15 protein-coding genes are annotated in these 18,601 nt (G+C 52.1%); 10 read left to right on the top strand and 5 right to left on the bottom strand.

Annotated elements, in window-relative coordinates; all coding sequences use genetic code 11:
- Window positions 1–3: 3 nt before the first annotated feature.
- Window positions 4–1,053: an AbrB family transcriptional regulator gene (locus FDX22_RS10445; RefSeq protein WP_115259052.1), complete on the bottom strand. Its 1,050-nt coding sequence runs from the start codon at window positions 1,051–1,053 to the stop codon at window positions 4–6.
- 174 nt (window positions 1,054–1,227) lie between these two features.
- The gene (locus tag FDX22_RS10440; RefSeq protein ID WP_115259051.1) at window positions 1,228–2,511 is read right to left on the bottom strand and encodes a citrate synthase; all 1,284 of its coding nucleotides are present in this window, start codon (window positions 2,509–2,511) and stop codon (window positions 1,228–1,230) included.
- Window positions 2,512–3,205: 694 nt separating this feature from the next.
- Here FDX22_RS10440 and sdhC point away from each other — a divergent pair.
- The 9 genes from sdhC (at window position 3,206) to FDX22_RS10395 (ending at window position 14,121) form a co-directional block, all read left to right on the top strand.
- Window positions 3,206–3,610: a succinate dehydrogenase cytochrome b556 subunit gene (sdhC, locus tag FDX22_RS10435; RefSeq protein ID WP_161959010.1), complete on the top strand. Its 405-nt coding sequence runs from the start codon at window positions 3,206–3,208 to the stop codon at window positions 3,608–3,610.
- Window positions 3,604–3,951 (top strand): succinate dehydrogenase membrane anchor subunit, encoded by a 348-nt coding sequence (gene sdhD, locus FDX22_RS10430; RefSeq protein ID WP_115259050.1) that lies wholly within the window; start codon window positions 3,604–3,606, stop codon window positions 3,949–3,951. Before sdhC ends, sdhD begins: the two co-directional genes overlap by 7 nt.
- Window positions 3,951–5,717: a succinate dehydrogenase flavoprotein subunit gene (sdhA, locus tag FDX22_RS10425; protein ID WP_115259049.1), complete on the top strand. Its 1,767-nt coding sequence runs from the start codon at window positions 3,951–3,953 to the stop codon at window positions 5,715–5,717. Before sdhD ends, sdhA begins: the two co-directional genes overlap by 1 nt.
- 15 nt (window positions 5,718–5,732) lie before the next feature.
- A complete protein-coding gene (gene sdhB, locus FDX22_RS10420) occupies window positions 5,733–6,449 on the top strand; it encodes a succinate dehydrogenase iron-sulfur subunit SdhB (RefSeq protein WP_115259048.1) in 717 nt (238 codons plus the stop codon).
- A 385-nt stretch (window positions 6,450–6,834) separates the two neighbouring features.
- Window positions 6,835–9,636 (top strand): 2-oxoglutarate dehydrogenase E1 component, encoded by a 2,802-nt coding sequence (gene sucA / locus FDX22_RS10415; protein ID WP_117342253.1) that lies wholly within the window; start codon window positions 6,835–6,837, stop codon window positions 9,634–9,636.
- Between the two features lie 14 nt (window positions 9,637–9,650).
- Complete coding sequence (gene odhB, locus FDX22_RS10410; protein ID WP_117342254.1) at window positions 9,651–10,874, top strand: 2-oxoglutarate dehydrogenase complex dihydrolipoyllysine-residue succinyltransferase; 1,224 nt, start codon at window positions 9,651–9,653, stop codon at window positions 10,872–10,874.
- A 91-nt stretch (window positions 10,875–10,965) separates the two neighbouring features.
- Window positions 10,966–12,132, top strand: coding sequence for an ADP-forming succinate--CoA ligase subunit beta (gene sucC / locus FDX22_RS10405; RefSeq protein WP_096757838.1), 1,167 nt, complete (start codon window positions 10,966–10,968; stop codon window positions 12,130–12,132).
- Window positions 12,132–13,001 carry a succinate--CoA ligase subunit alpha gene (sucD, locus tag FDX22_RS10400; RefSeq protein ID WP_115259045.1) on the top strand — a complete coding sequence of 290 codons (870 nt, stop codon included), beginning with the start codon at window positions 12,132–12,134 and terminating at the stop codon, window positions 12,999–13,001. The genes sucC and sucD overlap by 1 nt, the downstream gene beginning before the upstream one ends.
- Before the next feature lie 226 nt (window positions 13,002–13,227).
- Complete coding sequence (locus FDX22_RS10395; RefSeq protein WP_146717154.1) at window positions 13,228–14,121, top strand: PocR ligand-binding domain-containing protein; 894 nt, start codon at window positions 13,228–13,230, stop codon at window positions 14,119–14,121.
- Here FDX22_RS10395 and cobA read toward each other — a convergent pair.
- On the bottom strand, window positions 14,100–14,888 hold the full coding sequence (cobA, locus tag FDX22_RS10390) for a uroporphyrinogen-III C-methyltransferase (protein ID WP_146717153.1): 789 nt from the start codon (window positions 14,886–14,888) through the stop codon (window positions 14,100–14,102). The genes FDX22_RS10395 and cobA overlap by 22 nt on opposite strands.
- Before the next feature lie 405 nt (window positions 14,889–15,293).
- Between cobA and FDX22_RS10385 the strand changes: the two genes are divergently transcribed.
- Complete coding sequence (locus FDX22_RS10385; protein ID WP_117342257.1) at window positions 15,294–16,196, top strand: LysR substrate-binding domain-containing protein; 903 nt, start codon at window positions 15,294–15,296, stop codon at window positions 16,194–16,196.
- A gap of 42 nt (window positions 16,197–16,238) precedes the next feature.
- Here FDX22_RS10385 and cobO read toward each other — a convergent pair whose 3' ends face one another.
- Together cobO and FDX22_RS10375 are read right to left on the bottom strand one after the other, a co-directional pair.
- On the bottom strand, window positions 16,239–16,841 hold the full coding sequence (gene cobO / locus FDX22_RS10380; protein WP_137362413.1) for a cob(I)yrinic acid a,c-diamide adenosyltransferase: 603 nt from the start codon (window positions 16,839–16,841) through the stop codon (window positions 16,239–16,241).
- Window positions 16,842–16,850: 9 nt separating this feature from the next.
- Complete coding sequence (locus FDX22_RS10375) at window positions 16,851–18,503, bottom strand: class I fumarate hydratase (RefSeq protein ID WP_146717152.1); 1,653 nt, start codon at window positions 18,501–18,503, stop codon at window positions 16,851–16,853.
- Between the last annotated feature and the right edge of the window lie 98 nt (window positions 18,504–18,601).

Here is an 18,601-nt window from a genome sequence, read left to right as displayed (position 1 = left end):
GCGTTAAGACGGCGGTTTTCTCAGCGCATGTGCCGAGATAAAGCGGGCGATGGCCGGCCCGGTGAGCAAAATGCTGAACAGCCGCAGGGTTTGCATCGCCATGATCAGCGCCATATCGGCGTGGCTCCCTGCGGCAATCACTGCGACGGAGTCCACGCCACCAGGACTGGTCGCCAGATAAGCGGTGAGAAAATCTATTTGCATGTAATGCGCCAGTCCCCAGGCCATAGCGGCGCAAATCGCCATCAGTGAAAAAATGGACAACAGGATCTGTGGCAACGGGCGCAGCGCCATAAAAAAAATCTGCTTGTCAAAACCGAGACCAATTTGCCAACCGATGGCCATATAGGCTATCGCCAGCAGCCATTCCGGCAGTTCAATCACCATCACGCCGCCTGCGTTCAGCAGCGCGCCAGCCAGCATCGGCAGCAGCATCACGCCTGAAGGTATACGCAGTAAGCGTCCGGCAGTACCAGCCACCACGGCCAGCAACAGGGTGCTGAACAAATTGCTGCTCAGCGGCGGAAACCAGACCATTTGCTCGCTGACCGCTTGCGCCCGATCGCCCATTACCAGTCGGGTGACCAGTGCCGCAGCGCCAACCACCAATAGCACGCGCAGATACTGCATAAACGCCACCAGACGGATATCGGCGCCATATTCCTGGGCCATCGCAACCATTGCCGCCGCACCGCCGGGTGAAGATCCCCACGCGCCGGTATTGCCCGGCAGCTTACTGTAGCGAACCAACAGCCAGCCTATTGCGGTGCTGGAGATAAGGGTCGCCAGCAGGATGGCAATCACCACCGGCCAGTGTGCCGCCAGCGTTGTAAAAATGGAGCCGGTGAGGTTTTGCGCAATCATGCAGCCGAGAATGGCCTGTGCAGCAAGAAAGGTACAGCGAGGCGGGTGCAGGGCAATGCCACGCAAACTGAACAATATGCCAACGATCATTGAACCGAGCAGTAGCGGTCCCGGGAGATGGATAAACAGAAAGAGCAGGGAAAGAAGTAATGACAGCACAAACAATGCGGCCCACTGCAAAACAGGCATCCCATGCTCCTGAGTATAATTAAGTAACACTCAGTAAATCATAGAGAAAGCTGGATGAAAACAACGGGAGTCAAGAAAAAGAAAGAATGTGCCGGGCATAGCAAGATGCGGATTATCCGGCCTACGGAAATAAAAACGTAGGCCGGATAAGCGATAGCGCCATCCGGCAGAGAATTAGCGCTTAATATCAGCCTTAAAGTCGCGCTTGTCGTAGCCGGTGTACAGCTGACGAGGACGGGCGATTTTCATGCCGTCGGTGTGCATTTCGTTCCAGTGAGCAATCCAGCCAACGGTACGCGCCATGGCAAAGATCACGGTGAACATGGAAGACGGAATGCCCATCGCTTTCAGAATGATACCGGAGTAGAAGTCGACGTTCGGGTACAGTTTCTTCTCGATGAAGTACGGGTCGTTCAGCGCGATGTGCTCAAGCTCCATCGCCACTTCCAGCAGATCATCTTTAGTGCCCAGTTCTTTTAGCACTTCATGGCAGGTTTCACGCATCACGGTGGCGCGCGGGTCATAGTTTTTGTAAACACGGTGACCAAAGCCCATCAGGCGGAAAGAGTCATTTTTGTCTTTCGCGCGGCGCACAAATTCTGGAATGTGTTTAACCGAGCTGATTTCTTCCAGCATCTTCAGTGCAGCTTCGTTTGCGCCGCCGTGTGCCGGTCCCCACAGGGAAGCAATACCGGCAGCGATACAGGCAAACGGGTTAGCGCCGGAAGAGCCCGCGGTACGTACGGTAGAGGTTGAGGCGTTCTGTTCGTGGTCGGCGTGCAGGATCAGAATACGGTCCATTGCGCGTTCCAGGATCGGATTCACTTCATATTTTTCGCACGGCGTGGAGAACATCATGTTCAGGAAGTTACCGGCGTAAGACAGGTCATTGCGCGGGTAAACAAACGGCTGGCCGATGGAGTATTTGTAGCACATTGCGGCCATGGTCGGCATTTTGGACAGCAGACGGAAGGCGGCAATTTCACGATGGCGCGGATTATTCACGTCCAGAGAATCGTGGTAGAACGCAGCCAGCGCCCCGGTGACACCGCACATCACGGCCATCGGGTGGGAGTCGCGGCGGAAACCGTGGAACAGACGGGTGATCTGCTCGTGGATCATGGTATGGCGAGTGACCGTGGTTTTGAACTCGTCGTACTCTTCCTGCGTCGGTTTTTCACCGTACAGCAGGATATAACACACTTCCAGATAGTTAGATTCGGTTGCCAACTGGTCAATCGGGAAGCCGCGATGCAGCAAAATACCTTCGTCACCGTCGATGAACGTAATTTTGGATTCGCAGGATGCGGTAGAGGTGAAACCTGGGTCAAAAGTAAACATGCCTTTTGAGCCAAGGCTACGAATATCAATAACGTCCTGACCGAGCGTGCCTTTTAGCACATCCAGTTCAATAGCAGTATCACCGTTTAGAGTGAGTTTTGCTTTAGTATCAGCCATTTACGGTCTCCTTAGCGCCTTATTGCTTAAGACTACTCAGGTGAGATCTGTTTCAACTCATCAATTAACCGTTACCACTTTGTTATTCGGCTCGCCGCTCTGCGAAGAGGAGAAAACCAGGGTACAGAGCAATGGGCGCTTGCAGGTAAATCAGTTAACTCATGGTGAATTAGCAACAAATCAACAACTTAGCAATCCGAATTATTAAACCTGTCTACACTAATAACTGTCCTGAATTCATTGGTCAACCTTTCCACACTGTTACATAACTTACTCATCGGTGAAAGAGTGACCCCATAACTTTTACGCATTATATGCTTTTTCTGGTGTCGTTTGTAACAAGTTTGTTTAATGATTGTCAAATCAGATGATTAAAAATTAAAATAATGTTGTTATCGTGACCTATGTCACTGTTCGGGATAAAACCCGACAAACTATATGTAGGTTAATTGTAATGATTTTGTGAACGTCCTATACTGCCGCCAGGTCTCCGGAATACCCTGCAATCCCGAGCCAACCAGCGTTGTAACGTGTCGTTTTAGCAACTGGAAGCAGTGTTTTATATGACGCGTAGTTATAGTAAGGACGCTGTCTGACCCGCACGCAGACCGGAGGAAGGAAATCCCGTCGTCTTTCAGGCAACAGGAGTCTTCATCTTCTGTACCCGAAGTCTAAAGGGAATAATAAGAACAGCATGTGGGCGTTATTCATGATAAGAAATGTGAAAAAACAAAGACCTGTCAATCTGGATCTGCAAACGATTCGGTTCCCAATCACGGCGATAGCGTCCATTCTCCATCGCGTATCTGGAGTGATCACCTTCGTGGCGGTCGGGATACTGTTGTGGTTATTGGGTACCAGCCTTTCCTCCCCTGAAGGTTTCCTCGCGGCGTCTTCCATTATGAATAACTTCTTTGTGGAGTTAATTCTGTGGGGAATTCTGATAGCGCTGGCCTACCACGCCGTCATGGGCATTCGCCATCTGTTGATGGATTTTGGCTACATCGAAGAAACCCTCGAAGCAGGGACGCGTTCTGCCAAAATTTCTTTTGTTATCATTGTCGTGCTTTCACTTCTCGCAGGAGTCCTCGTATGGTAAGCAACGCCTCCGCATTAGGACGCAACGGCGTACATGACTTCATTCTGGTCCGTGCTACCGCTATCGTTCTGACGTTATACATCATCTATATGGTCGGCTTCTTCGCCACCAGTGGCACGCTGACCTGGGAAATCTGGACCGGTTTCTTCTCATCGGCATTCACCAAAGTCTTCACCCTGCTGGCACTGTTTTCTATCTTGATTCATGCCTGGATTGGCATGTGGCAGGTGTTGACCGACTACGTTAAACCACTGGCCGTGCGCCTGATTCTGCAACTGGCGATTGTCGTTGCACTGGTGGTTTACGTCATTTATGGATTCGTTGTGGTGTGGGGTGTGTAATGAAACTGCCAGTCAGAGAATTTGATGCTGTTGTGATTGGTGCCGGTGGCGCAGGTATGCGCGCGGCGCTGCAAATTTCCCAGAGCGGCCAGACCTGTGCGCTGCTCTCCAAAGTGTTCCCAACCCGTTCCCATACCGTTTCCGCGCAGGGTGGCATCACCGTTGCGCTCGGTAATACCCATGAAGATAACTGGGAATGGCACATGTACGACACCGTTAAAGGGTCGGATTACATTGGTGACCAGGACGCGATTGAATATATGTGTAAGACCGGCCCGGAAGCGATTCTGGAACTGGACCATATGGGCCTGCCGTTCTCGCGTCTTGACGATGGCACTATCTATCAACGTCCGTTTGGTGGCCAGTCGAAAAACTTCGGCGGCGAGCAGGCGGCACGTACTGCGGCGGCTGCTGACCGTACCGGTCATGCGCTGTTGCACACGCTGTATCAGCAGAACCTGAAAAACCATACCACCATTTTCTCTGAGTGGTACGCGCTGGATCTGGTGAAAAATGCCGATGGCGCAGTGGTCGGTTGTACCGCGCTGTGTATCGAAACCGGTGAAGTGGTTTACTTCAAAGCCCGCGCCACCGTGCTAGCGACCGGCGGCGCAGGCCGTATTTACCAGTCCACCACCAACGCGCATATCAATACCGGTGACGGCGTTGGCATGGCAATCCGTGCCGGTGTACCGGTGCAGGATATGGAAATGTGGCAGTTCCACCCAACCGGTATCGCCGGGGCAGGGGTTCTGGTCACTGAAGGTTGCCGTGGTGAAGGCGGTTACCTGCTGAACAAACACGGTGAGCGCTTTATGGAGCGTTATGCCCCGAATGCGAAAGACCTGGCGGGTCGTGACGTGGTGGCGCGTTCTATCATGATCGAAATCCGTGAAGGTCGTGGCTGTGACGGTCCATGGGGCCCACACGCCAAGCTGAAACTCGACCATCTGGGTAAAGAGGTTCTTGAGTCCCGTCTGCCGGGCATCCTTGAACTCTCCCGTACCTTTGCTCACGTTGACCCGGTGAAAGAACCTATTCCGGTTATCCCAACCTGCCACTACATGATGGGCGGCGTGCCGACCAAAGTGACCGGCCAGGCGCTGACCGTGAACGAGCAGGGCGAAGACGTAGTGATTCCTGGGCTGTTTGCGGTGGGCGAAATCGCCTGCGTATCGGTTCACGGCGCCAACCGTCTGGGCGGCAACTCGCTGCTGGATCTGGTGGTGTTCGGTCGTGCGGTGGGTCTGCATCTGCAGGAATCTATCGCCGAGCAGGGTGACCTTCGCGATGCAACAGAAGACGAGATTGATGCTTCTCTGGAACGACTGAACCGCTGGAACGGCAACCGTGACGGCGAAGATCCTGTGGTCATCCGTAAAGCGCTGCAGGAATGTATGCAGCATAACTTCTCGGTATTCCGTGAAGGTGACGCGATGGCGAAGGGTCTTGAAGAGCTGAAGGTGATTCGTGAGCGCCTGAAAAATGCCCGTCTGGATGATACCTCCAGCGAGTTCAACACCCAGCGCGTTGAGTGTCTGGAGTTGGATAACCTGATGGAAACTGCTTACGCCACGGCGGTGTCTGCAAACTTCCGTACCGAAAGCCGTGGCGCGCATAGCCGCTTCGACTTCCCGGAACGTGACGATGAAAACTGGCTGTGCCATTCCCTGTACCTGCCAGAATCGGAATCCATGACACGACGTCAGGTCAACATGGAACCGAAACTGCGCCCGGCATTCCCGCCGAAGATTCGTACTTATTAATGCGGAGACAGGACAATGAAACTCGAGTTTTCAGTTTATCGTTATAACCCGGACGTAGACGATGCTCCGCATATGCAGGATTACACCCTGGAAGCGGAAGAAGGTCGCGACATGATGCTGCTGGATGCGTTGATGCAGCTGAAGGAAAAAGACCCGTCACTGTCGTTCCGTCGCTCTTGCCGTGAAGGCGTTTGTGGCTCCGACGGCCTGAACATGAACGGCAAAAATGGTCTGGCCTGTATCACACCTATTTCTGCGCTGAATCAGCCGGGCAAGAAAATTGTCATCCGCCCGTTGCCGGGTTTACCGGTGGTGCGCGATTTGGTGGTAGACATGGGGCAATTCTACGCACAGTATGAGAAGATTAAACCTTACTTGTTGAATAATGGGAAAAATCCACCGGCTCGTGAGCATTTACAAATGCCTGAGCAGCGTGAGAAGCTCGATGGGCTGTATGAATGTATTTTATGTGCATGCTGCTCAACGTCCTGCCCGTCATTCTGGTGGAATCCGGACAAGTTTGTTGGCCCGGCGGGTCTGCTGGCTGCGTATCGCTTCCTGATTGATAGTCGCGATACCGAGACCGACAGTCGCCTGGAAGGTTTAAGTGACGCTTTCAGCGTATTCCGCTGCCATAGCATCATGAACTGCGTCAGTGTATGTCCTAAGGGGCTGAACCCGACGCGCGCTATCGGCCATATTAAGTCGATGCTGCTGAAGCGTAGTGCATAAGTCGTTGTTGCCGGATGGCGACGTAAACGTCTTATCAGGCCTACAGGTACAATCCCGTAGGCCTGATAAGTGAAGCGCCATCAGGCAAATCGTTAATGCAGGAAACCTCTAAAAACTGCCTCTTATCTCTGACAGTTTTTAAAGGTTCCTTCGCGAGCCAAACAAAAAGAGCTCGCAAGTGAACCCCGGCACGCATACGCGTATGCGTGGTAGTATCCACGGCGAAATACTCGTCATAGTTCAGGTTGCATGTGCGTTGGCTGCACTTGCTCACCCCGGTCACTTACTGGCTGTAAGCTCCCAGGGATTCGCAAGCTTGCCGCCTTCCTGAAACGTGAACTATTTAGAGTATTAAATAAGCAGAAAAGATGCTTAAGGGATCACGATGCAGAACAGCGCTTTGAAAGCCTGGTTGGACTCTTCTTACCTCTCTGGTTCGAACCAGAGTTGGATAGAACAGCTCTATGAAGACTTCTTAACCGACCCTGACTCGGTAGATGCTAACTGGCGTTCGACGTTCCAGCAGTTACCTGGTACCGGAGTCAAACCGGATCAACTCCATTCAAAAACGCGTGATTATTTCCGTCGTCAGGCGTTGGCTACCCCACGTTACTCTTCTTCTATTTCCGACCCTGATGCCAATGTGAAGCAGGTTAAAGTCCTGCAGCTCATCAACGCATACCGTTTCCGCGGCCATCAGCATGCGAATCTCGATCCGCTGGGACTGTGGCAGCAAGAAAACGTGGCCGATCTGGATCCGTCTTTCCACGATCTGACCGAAGCCGATCTTCAGGAAAGCTTTAACGTCGGTTCTTTTGCCGGTGGCAAAGATACGATGAAGCTGGGCGAGTTACTGGAAGCACTGAAGCAAACTTACTGCGGCCCGATTGGCGCCGAGTACATGCACATCACCAGCACCGAAGAGAAACGCTGGCTTCAACAGCGTATCGAATCCGGTCGCGCGGCGTTCAGTGGCGAAGAGAAAAAACGTTTCCTCAGTGAACTGACTGCAGCAGAAGGTCTGGAGCGCTACCTGGGGGCCAAGTTCCCGGGTGCTAAACGCTTCTCGCTGGAAGGTGGTGATGCGTTAATTCCGATGCTCAAAGAGATGATTCGCCATGCCGGCAACAGCGGCACGCGTGAAGTGGTTCTGGGCATGGCGCACCGTGGTCGTTTGAACGTGCTGGTGAACGTGCTGGGTAAACGTCCACAAGAACTGTTCGACGAATTTGCGGGCAAACATAAAGAACACCTCGGTACCGGTGACGTGAAGTACCACATGGGCTTCTCATCGGATATCGAAACCGAAGGCGGTCTGGTTCACCTGGCGCTGGCGTTTAACCCGTCGCACCTGGAAATCGTCAGCCCGGTGGTTATCGGTTCCGTTCGTGCGCGTCTGGACAGACTGGATGAGCCGAGCAGCAATAAAGTTCTGCCGATCACCATTCATGGTGACGCAGCGGTAACCGGGCAGGGCGTGGTTCAGGAAACCCTGAACATGTCGAAAGCGCGCGGCTACGAAGTCGGCGGCACCGTTCGTATCGTTATCAACAACCAGGTCGGATTCACCACCTCTAACCCACTGGATGCGCGTTCCACGCCGTATTGCACCGACATTGGTAAGATGGTGATGGCGCCGATTTTCCACGTCAATGCGGATGACCCGGAAGCGGTCGCTTTCGTGACGCGTCTGGCGCTGGATTTCCGTAATACCTTTAAACGCGATGTGTTCATTGATCTGGTGTGCTACCGCCGTCACGGCCATAACGAAGCCGACGAGCCGAGCGCAACCCAGCCGCTGATGTATCAGAAAATCAAAAAACACCCGACGCCGCGCAAAATCTACGCTGACAAACTGGAAACCGATAAAGTTGTTACGCTGGAAGACGCGACCGAAATGGTCAACCTGTATCGTGATGCGTTAGATGCGGGTGAATGCGTGGTGAAAGAGTGGCGTCCAATGAACATGCACTCCTTCACCTGGTCACCGTACCTCAACCACGATTGGGATGAGAACTACCCGAGCAAGGTTGAAATGAAGCGTTTGCAGGAACTGGCAAAACGCATCAGTACCGTACCTGAAGCGGTTGAAATGCAGTCGCGCGTCGCCAAGATTTACGGTGACCGTCAGTCAATGGCTGCCGGCGAGAAGCTGTTCGACTGGGGTGGCGCTGAGAATCTGGCCTACGCCACGCTGGTAGACGAAGGCATTCCGGTTCGTCTGTCGGGCGAAGACTCCGGTCGCGGGACCTTCTTCCACCGCCATGCGGTGATCCACAACCAGGCGAACGGTTCAACCTACACCCCATTGCAGCACGTGCATAACGGTCAGGGCACGTTCCGCGTATGGGACTCCGTTCTGTCTGAAGAAGCAGTGCTGGCATTTGAATACGGCTACGCCACGGCTGAGCCGCGCACGCTGACCATCTGGGAAGCACAGTTTGGCGACTTCGCCAACGGCGCACAGGTGGTTATCGACCAGTTCATCTCCTCTGGCGAGCAGAAATGGGGCCGCATGTGTGGTCTGGTGATGCTGCTGCCGCACGGCTATGAAGGTCAGGGTCCGGAGCACTCCTCCGCGCGTCTGGAACGTTATCTGCAACTCTGCGCCGAGCAGAACATGCAGGTTTGCGTCCCGTCTACCCCGGCTCAGGTGTACCACATGCTGCGTCGTCAGGCGCTGCGCGGTATGCGCCGTCCACTGGTGGTGATGTCACCGAAGTCATTGCTGCGTCATCCGCTGGCGGTGTCCACGCTGGACGAACTGGCTAACGGTGCGTTCCTGCCAGCCATTGGCGAGATTGATGAACTGGATCCGAAAGGCGTGAAGCGCGTTGTAATGTGTTCTGGTAAGGTTTATTACGACCTGCTGGAGCAACGCCGCAAGAATGGTCAGAAAGATGTTGCCATTGTGCGCATCGAACAGCTTTATCCGTTCCCGCATAAAGCGATGCAGGACGTGTTGAAACAGTACGCTCACGTACATGATTTTGTCTGGTGCCAGGAAGAGCCGCTCAACCAAGGCGCATGGTACTGCAGCCAGCATCATTTCCGTGAAGTGATTCCATTTGGGTCTGCTCTGCGTTACGCAGGTCGCCCGGCCTCTGCCTCACCGGCAGTAGGATATATGTCCGTTCACCAGAAGCAGCAACAAGATCTGGTAAATGACGCGCTGAACGTCGATTAAATAAAGGATAAATAATGAGTAGCGTAGATATTCTTGTTCCCGACCTGCCTGAATCTGTGGCTGACGCAACCGTAGCGACCTGGCATAAAAAACCGGGCGATAGCGTTAAGCGCGATGAAGTGCTGGTAGAAATCGAAACTGACAAAGTGGTACTGGAAGTACCGGCATCAGCGGACGGTATTCTTGATGCGGTTCTGGAAGATGAAGGGACAACCGTCACGTCTCGCCAGATCCTCGGTCGCCTGCGTGAAGGTAACAGCGCCGGGAAAGAGACCAGCGCCAAGTCTGAAGAAAAAGATTCTACTCCGGCGCAGCGCCAGCAGGCCTCGCTTTCCGAGCAGAATAACGATGCCCTGAGCCCGGCGATTCGTCGCCTGCTGGGTGAGCATAACCTCGAAGCCAGCGCCATTAATGGTACCGGCGTCGGTGGCCGCATCACTCGTGAAGATGTTGAAAAACATCTGGCTAAAGCTCCGGCAGCGAAAGCGGAAGCCAAAGCGCCGGCAGCCGCACCTGCCGCTCAACCTGCACTGGGTGCGCGTGGTGAGAAACGTGTTCCGATGACCCGTCTGCGTAAACGCGTGGCCGAGCGTCTGCTGGAAGCGAAAAACTCCACCGCGATGCTGACGACCTTCAACGAAGTCAACATGAAGCCAATCATGGATCTGCGTAAGCAGTACGGTGATGCGTTTGAAAAACGTCACGGTATCCGTCTGGGCTTTATGTCGTTCTACGTGAAAGCCGTGGTTGAAGCGCTGAAACGCTTCCCGGAAGTCAACGCCTCTATCGATGGCGATGACGTGGTGTATCACAACTACTTTGATGTCAGCATGGCGGTCTCTACGCCGCGCGGCCTGGTGACTCCGGTTCTGCGCAATGTTGACCTGCTGGGTATGGCTGACATCGAGAAAAATATCAAAGAACTGGCAGTGAAAGGTCGCGACGGCAAGTTGACGGTCGAGGATCTGACGGGCGGGAACTTCACTATCACTAACGGTGGTGTGTTCGGTTCCTTGATGTCGACGCCGATCATCAACCCGCCGCAGAGCGCCATCCTGGGTATGCATGCCATCAAAGACAGGCCGATGGCGGTAGACGGCAAGGTTGAAATCCTGCCGATGATGTATCTGGCGCTGTCTTATGACCACCGTCTGATCGATGGTCGTGAGTCAGTGGGCTTCCTGGTGACCATTAAAGAGTTGCTGGAAGATCCAACGCGTCTGCTGTTAGACGTGTAACTATAAAGAGTATCACCTGCCCCGTAGGTCTGCGGCCTTATCAGGCCTACGGGTTATAAGATAACGATTACCTGAAGGATGGACAGAACACATGAACTTACATGAATATCAGGCAAAACAACTTTTTGCCCGCTATGGCTTACCGGCACCGGTGGGTTATGCCTGTACTACTCCGCGTGAAGCCGAAGAAGCTGCCTCTAAAATCGGCGCAGGTCCATGGGTAGTAAAATGTCAGGTTCACGCTGGTGGCCGCGGTAAAGCGGGCGGTGTGAAGGTCGTTAACAGCAAAGAAGACATTCGCGCTTTTGCTGAACACTGGCTGGGTAAACGTCTGGTCACTTACCAGACGGACGCCAATGGCCAACCGGTAAATCAGATTCTGGTTGAAGCTGCGACCGATATTGGTAAAGAACTTTACCTCGGCGCTGTGGTTGACCGTAGCTCCCGTCGCGTGGTCTTTATGGCCTCTACCGAAGGCGGCGTGGAAATCGAAAAAGTCGCGGAAGAAACCCCGCACCTGATCCACAAAGTCGCACTGGATCCGCTGGCGGGCCCAATGCCGTATCAGGGACGTGAGCTGGCATTCAAACTGGGTCTGGAAGGTAAGCAGGTTCAGCAGTTCACCAAAATCTTTATGGGTCTGGCGACCATCTTCCTTGAGCGTGACCTGGCGCTGATCGAAATCAACCCGTTGGTTGTCACCAAGCAAGGCGACCTGATTTGCCTCGACGGCAAACTGGGCGCTGACGGCAACGCACTGTTCCGCCAGGCTGACCTGCGCGAAATGCGCGACCAGTCTCAGGAAGATCCGCGTGAAGCGCAGGCAGCACAGTGGGAGCTGAACTACGTTGCGCTGGATGGCAACATCGGTTGCATGGTTAACGGCGCGGGCCTGGCGATGGGCACCATGGACATCGTTAAGCTGCACGGCGGCGAACCGGCTAACTTCCTCGACGTTGGCGGCGGCGCGACCAAAGAGCGCGTGACCGAAGCGTTCAAAATCATCCTTTCTGACGACAATGTTAAAGCCGTTCTGGTTAACATCTTCGGCGGTATCGTACGTTGCGACCTGATCGCTGACGGTATCATCGGCGCGGTAGCGGAAGTGGGCGTTAACGTACCTGTTGTTGTCCGTCTGGAAGGCAACAATGCCGAACTCGGCGCGAAAAAATTGGCTGACAGCGGCCTGAATATTATTGCAGCGAAAAGTCTGACGGATGCAGCTCAGCAGGTTGTTGCCGCAGTGGAGGGGAAATAATGTCCGTTTTAATTAATAAAGATACCAAGGTAATCTGCCAGGGCTTCACCGGCAGCCAGGGGACATTCCACTCAGAACAAGCGATTGCTTACGGTACACAAATGGTCGGTGGCGTTACGCCGGGCAAAGGCGGCACCACCCATCTGGGTCTGCCGGTGTTCAACACCGTACGTGAAGCGGTAGAAGCGACCGGCGCGACTGCGTCAGTTATCTACGTACCGGCACCGTTCTGCAAAGACTCCATTCTGGAAGCTGTCAACGCGGGCATCAAACTGATCATCACCATCACCGAAGGTATTCCGACGCTGGATATGCTGACCGTGAAAGTGGCGCTGGATGAAGCAGGCGTGCGTATGATTGGCCCGAACTGCCCAGGCGTTATCACCCCGGGCGAATGCAAAATCGGTATCATGCCGGGTCACATTCACAAACCGGGCAAAGTGGGCATCGTTTCCCGTTCCGGTACGCTGACCTATGAAGCGGTTAAGCAGACCACTGACTACGGTTTCGGCCAGTCCACCTGTGTGGGCATCGGTGGGGATCCAATCCCTGGTTCTAACTTTATCGACATTCTGAAGCTGTTCCAGGAAGATCCGCAAACCGAAGCGATTGTCATGATCGGTGAGATCGGCGGCAGCGCGGAAGAGGAAGCCGCAGCCTACATTAAAGATCATGTGACCAAACCGGTTGTCGGCTACATCGCTGGCGTGACCGCGCCGAAAGGCAAACGTATGGGCCATGCGGGCGCGATTATCTCTGGTGGTAAAGGGACAGCGGATGAGAAGTTCGCTGCACTGGAAGCCGCTGGTGTGAAAACCGTACGCAGCCTGGCCGATATCGGCGAAGCGCTGAAGACCGTGATTAAGTAATAAGTAAAAAAACAGCCCTGACTATCAATATGGTCAAGGGCTGTTCCCGTTTCGACATGGTTGGCCATCTGATGATGGCCTTTTTTATTTTCTGCAATCCACTATCTTGAAATTTGATCACAATCATCTTCACAAATGAGATTATTTTTTGCGGTCAGCATCATTCTTTCTTTAGACTAAATTCTGCATATTACCGGTTTTAATATCAACATTGCCGGAGGATGGCGTGCCGCTGAAAATTAAGGATGACGACTTACAGTGTTTTTTCTCCATCGCCGATGTTTTTGCCAGAGCGACAGGATTAGCGACGGTAGTGATTGATGTTACAGGCAAGGTGATATCGGATTGCCATAATTTTAACGCATTCTGTACACTCATGCGTACCAATGAACAGTACCGAGCGAGTTGTCAAAAGTGTGATAAGTATTGCGCTTTTGAAGGGTTAAAACAGCTAAAACCAAGAATACTCTGCTGTTATGCAGGATTAAGCCTCTTCTCAATGCCACTCATTAATGAAGGGAATCTTTGCGGTTTTATTATCTGTGGCCAAGTACGAGCCAAATATCAGGAATATAAAACGATAGTTATAGATGAGCAATCACAATGGATGAACGACCCTGAAATAAAGGCTGCATGGGAACGCGTGATTGTTGTGGATAATAATATATTGACCGCGTCGGCAAACTTACTGAACTTTATTGTTAATAATTATGAACGAAAGAATACGGTAGATGAAATGGTTAATAACCCTAAAGTAAGCGCCCCGCAGATTTATTTTACTGAGCTTTCCCGGCATGAAAAGAAACTCATGGACGCGCTACGTTATATTGATGAGAATTTATATAGTGAGCTATCTCTTGAATCCGTGGCAGCGCATGTATGTTTGAGTGCTAACTATTTTAGCCGCTTCTTTAAGAAACGTCAGGGAGTGAATTTTAAAACATGGGTGAATCAGAAGAAAATGCAAAAAGCGGGCGAATTATTGCATGATCCTGTGCATTCAATAGACAGCATTGCCCGGAAACTTCAGTACGCGCAAACCAGTTACTTTTGCCGTGTTTTCCGGGCGGCGCATCAAACGTCACCCCAGTCTTTTCGTCACGCGAGACTTTCGCAGTAGAAGCTTTCCGGTAGCGCGAGGGCTGCAGGAATAAAAGACAGTCTGTCGCTTAGGGTCACAACCTCACCGATAACGATCAGCGCGGGTGGCACGATGTTCGCTTCCTGCGCTTTGTTCAGTAATGACCCCAATGTACAAGTCAGTCGGCGCTGATTCTCCCGCGTAGCGGACATGATAATAGCGGCGGGGGTGTCGGCAGATTTCCCCCCCATGAGCAACTCTTCACAAATAAACGCCAGATTGGCGATCCCCATCACGATAACCAGCGTACCGTTGAGTTTGGCCAGCTGACGCCAGTCCTGCTGCTGATTTCCTTCACGCGTATGACCGGTGACCACGTGAAATCCTGAAGCATAATCGCGATGCGTGACTGGAATACCGGCGCAGGTCAGGCCGCCAATAGTGGAACTGATGCCGGGTACGACTTCAAAAGGTATGCCGATTTCCACGAGGTCCTCAACTTCTTCAGCCCCCCGGCCAAACACGTAAGGATCGCCGCCTTTTAAGCGCACGATATGGTGATGGGTTTCAGCATACTGGACCAGCAGCGCGTTGATTTCATCCTGTGGCACACAATGAAAGCCCGGATTTTTGCCGACATTGATGAGCTTGCAATCAGGTACCGCCCATTCCAAAATTTTAGGATTGACCAGCCTGTCGTAAATAATGACATCGGCTTGCTTAATGCACATCATTGCTTTGAGGGTGAGTAACGATATATCACCGGGACCGGCGCCAACGAGCCAGACCTTTCCGAAAGTTTTCACATTGTGTCCTTTATCACGTCTAACATTAGAATGGCAGAAACTACATCAAGGAATGATTAAAAGCAGTCGTTTGCCGGGTGGTTATAACACTAAATTATCCTAAAATATCGCAGCAATAATATTGATTAAACTCGCATAGTTTTTTCTGCAATAAACAAGATCATTTGAAAAATTATTAAGAACTTATAAGCACTATTTGCCCATATTTAACCTTATTTAAATTGTGTTTACTGCCCGGCTTGCGTATTATTGGTTAATATTTATCCGCCTCAGTGTGAGTAAATCATGGATTGGATCAATGACATCAATGGACAAAATAAAATATAACTTTCGATGCTTGTCTGGGTGTAATGAAATTTATTTTATAAATTAAACTTATTTTGTACGCTGCATATGGAAGAGGTTATGAGAGGAAAAATACCGAAGACGGAGTTGCTGGTAACTTTTGAAGTAGTTGCGCGTCACGAAAGTTATACCCGGGCAGCAGAAGAGCTTGCGTTGACACAAAGTGCTGTTTTTCGCCAGGTGAATGCGCTGGAGGACTTTCTAAATACAGCGCTATTTAATCATGCCAAAAAGCGAATTTTCTTAAATGCGGCAGGGAAGCATTATTTAACTATCGTCAAGGAAACGCTTAACAAACTGGAACGTGACACCACCACCATAATGACCTGGCAACCGACCGTGCAGGTTATTGAGTTGGCGGTTAATCCTACGTTTAGTACGCACTGGCTGATTCCTAACTTACGTGAGTTCAATAAACTTAACCCTGATATTATCGTTAATATTCACTCTTTGGCGAATATCGGCGATTTTCTCAATCGCGAATACGACGCGGCAATCATGCGGGAAGATTTTTACTCGCCATGGTCTGGGGTCGAGTACCTTTTCGAAGAGGAAATTTTACCCGTATGCAGCAGATGCCTGCTGAACGAAGCCGATCGCAAGCTGGCGGTAACCGATCTGCTGAATGAGTTTCCTCTGTTGCACCAAAGTACGCGTATCAAAGGCTGGCAGGAATGGTTTGCGTTGTCTGATGTCAGCAGTCCGTTAGTCAATAAAGGTCCGCGCTTTGATTTGCTCTCGATGCTGATCGCGGCGGTACGCTCGAATTTGGGCGTCGCGTTGTTACCCCGATTTGCTATTCAGCACGATCTGGACTGCGGTGATATGGTGATTCCCTGCGATGTCCCGATGCGTACCGGCAACCGGTTCATTATGACGTGGCGTGAAGAGAAGGCGGAATCTCCGCATTTACAGACTTTCCGTAACTGGTTACTCGGTAAATCTGTGGTGTCAGTGACGTGATGACAACGCCGGCCTACAATATTGTAGGCCAGCGTGTTTTTCCTACCAGTCAATCCCAACTTGTGCCTGAATACCGCTATCAAACGCGTGCTTGACCGGACGCATCTCACTGACCGTATCGGCAAGTTCCAGTAAAAGCGTGTGGCATCCGCGGCCCGTGACAATTACGCTCTGTTCGGCTGGACGATTCTCGATGGCAGCGATCACTTCCTGAGTATCCAGATAGTGATACGCCAACATATACGTCAGTTCATCCAGTACGACCAGATCGTAGTGCGCATCGGCGAGCATGCGCTTACTTTCCTGCCAGACCACCGTTGCTGCCGCAATGTCCGCTTCCTTGTTCTGGGTTTCCCAGGTGAAGCCGGTGCCCATAATATGGAATTCAACGCCGAGCGGTTGTAACGTGTTGTATTCGCCATTATCCCACTGGCCTTTAATAAACTGCGCGACGCCAACGGTTTTTCCATGGCCGACCGCGCGCGTCGCGGTACCAAAGGCGGCAGTGGATTTTCCTTTACCGTTGCCGGTGAAGACAATCAAAATCCCTTTCTTTTCCGTTGCCGCCGCCACGCGGGTATCAACCTGATCTTTCAGTTTCTGCTGACGCTGGCGGTGCCTGTCGTCATTGGCTCGCACTTCCATTGTTGCTCCTTAATGTCCTGCAGGGCAGGTTGTGCAGCGATGCTGCTGCTCAAACTGACTAAAGAAGTTGTTGCCTTTGTCATCCACTAATACAAAGGCGGGCATATTTTTCACTTCCATCATCCACACCGCTTCCATACCCAGTTCAGGATATTCAAGACAATGCAGGCTCTTCACATACTGCTGGGCCAGCAGGGCCGCTGCGCCGCCGATGCTGCCAAGGTTAAATCCACCATGCTTCTGACAAGCATCGGTCACCTGCTTGCTGCGATTGCCTTTTGACAACATGATCAAACTGCCGCCTGCTGCCTGGAAAGCATCGACATAACCGTCCATGCGCCCGCCGGTAGTGGGGCCCATTGAACCGCAGGCCAGATTGTTAGGCGTTTTGGCGGGACCGGCGTAATACACAATGTGATTTTTCATGTATTCCGGCATCGGTTCGCCGTTATCCAGACGTTCTTTGATCTTGGCATGGGCGATATCGCGGGCAACGACAATTGGGCCGCTGAGTGACAGTCGGGTGCCAATCGGCAGCGCGGACAGATCCTGCATGATCTCGCGCAGCGGACGATCCAGATTCAGTTGTACGGTCTGACCGCTGTTTTCTACGCGCTGAGAATCGGGAATAAATTTTCCCGGATTATGTTCAAGTTTCTCCAGCCAGATACCGTGCTTATTAATTTTGGCTTTAATATTGCGGTCTGCAGAGCAGGAGAGGGCCATGGCGATAGGGCAGGAGCCACCGTGGCGTGGCAGGCGAATGACGCGAATGTCGTGCGCGAAGTATTTACCGCCAAACTGTGCGCCAATACCAAACTCGCGGCTGGCATTGAGCAACGCCGTCTCCAGTGCGGTATCGCGGAACGCCTGACCCAGTTCGTTGCCACTGGTTGGCAGGTTATCGTAATATTTTGTTGAAGCCAGCTTAGCCACTTTCAGCGATTGATCGGCAGAGAGCCCGCCCACGACGAACGCAATGTGATACGGCGGACAGGCAGCGGTGCCCAGTGATTTCATTTTCTCGATCAGGAAGGCGGTGAGTTTTTCTGGCTGCAGAATGGACTTGGTTTCTTGATACAGCGCCGCTTTGTTGGCCGAGCCGCCGCCTTTATTGACGAACAGGAAGCGGTATTCGTTACCCGGAGTTGCACTGATGTCGATTTGCGCAGGCAGGTTCGTTTGGGTGTTTACCTCGGTGTACATATCCAACGGGGCATTTTGCGAATAGCGCAGGTTATTTTCCGTGAAGGTGGTATACACGCCTTTGCTTAATGCTTCCGCGTCATCGCCGCCGGTCCAGACCTGCTGTCCTTTGCTGGCAACAATCGTTGCGGTGCCGGTATCCTGGCAGTTGGGCAGTACGCCTTTGGCGGAAACTTCCGCATTGCGCAGCAGTTGAAGTGCGACATATTTATCGTTACTGCTGGCCTGCGGGTCGTGCAAAATGCTGGCTACTTGCTTCAAATGTCCGGCGCGCAGGAAAAAGGACGCTTCATAAAATGCCTGCTGTGCCAACAAGGTTAACGCCTCAGGCGCCACCCTGATCACTTCCTCTCCGTCTAACTCAGTTACCGTAACGTATTGGTTAGTGAGTAATTCATATTCTGTATTATCTTTACTCTGAACAAAGAGTTCCTGCCAGACAAATGGTTTAGACATTTTTACTTCTCACCTTTAGGTTTTTAGGTAACGTCGGTTCCGGCCAACAAAAAAGTAAACTTTGCTGGCCGGAGAAGTTTTAGCGAGGAGGCCGGATA

The organism is Citrobacter sp. TBCS-14, assembly GCF_005280805.1.
In the GTDB taxonomy this organism is placed as follows: domain Bacteria; phylum Pseudomonadota; class Gammaproteobacteria; order Enterobacterales; family Enterobacteriaceae; genus Citrobacter; species Citrobacter gillenii.
This window is presented reverse-complemented; position numbering and strand designations above follow the sequence as displayed.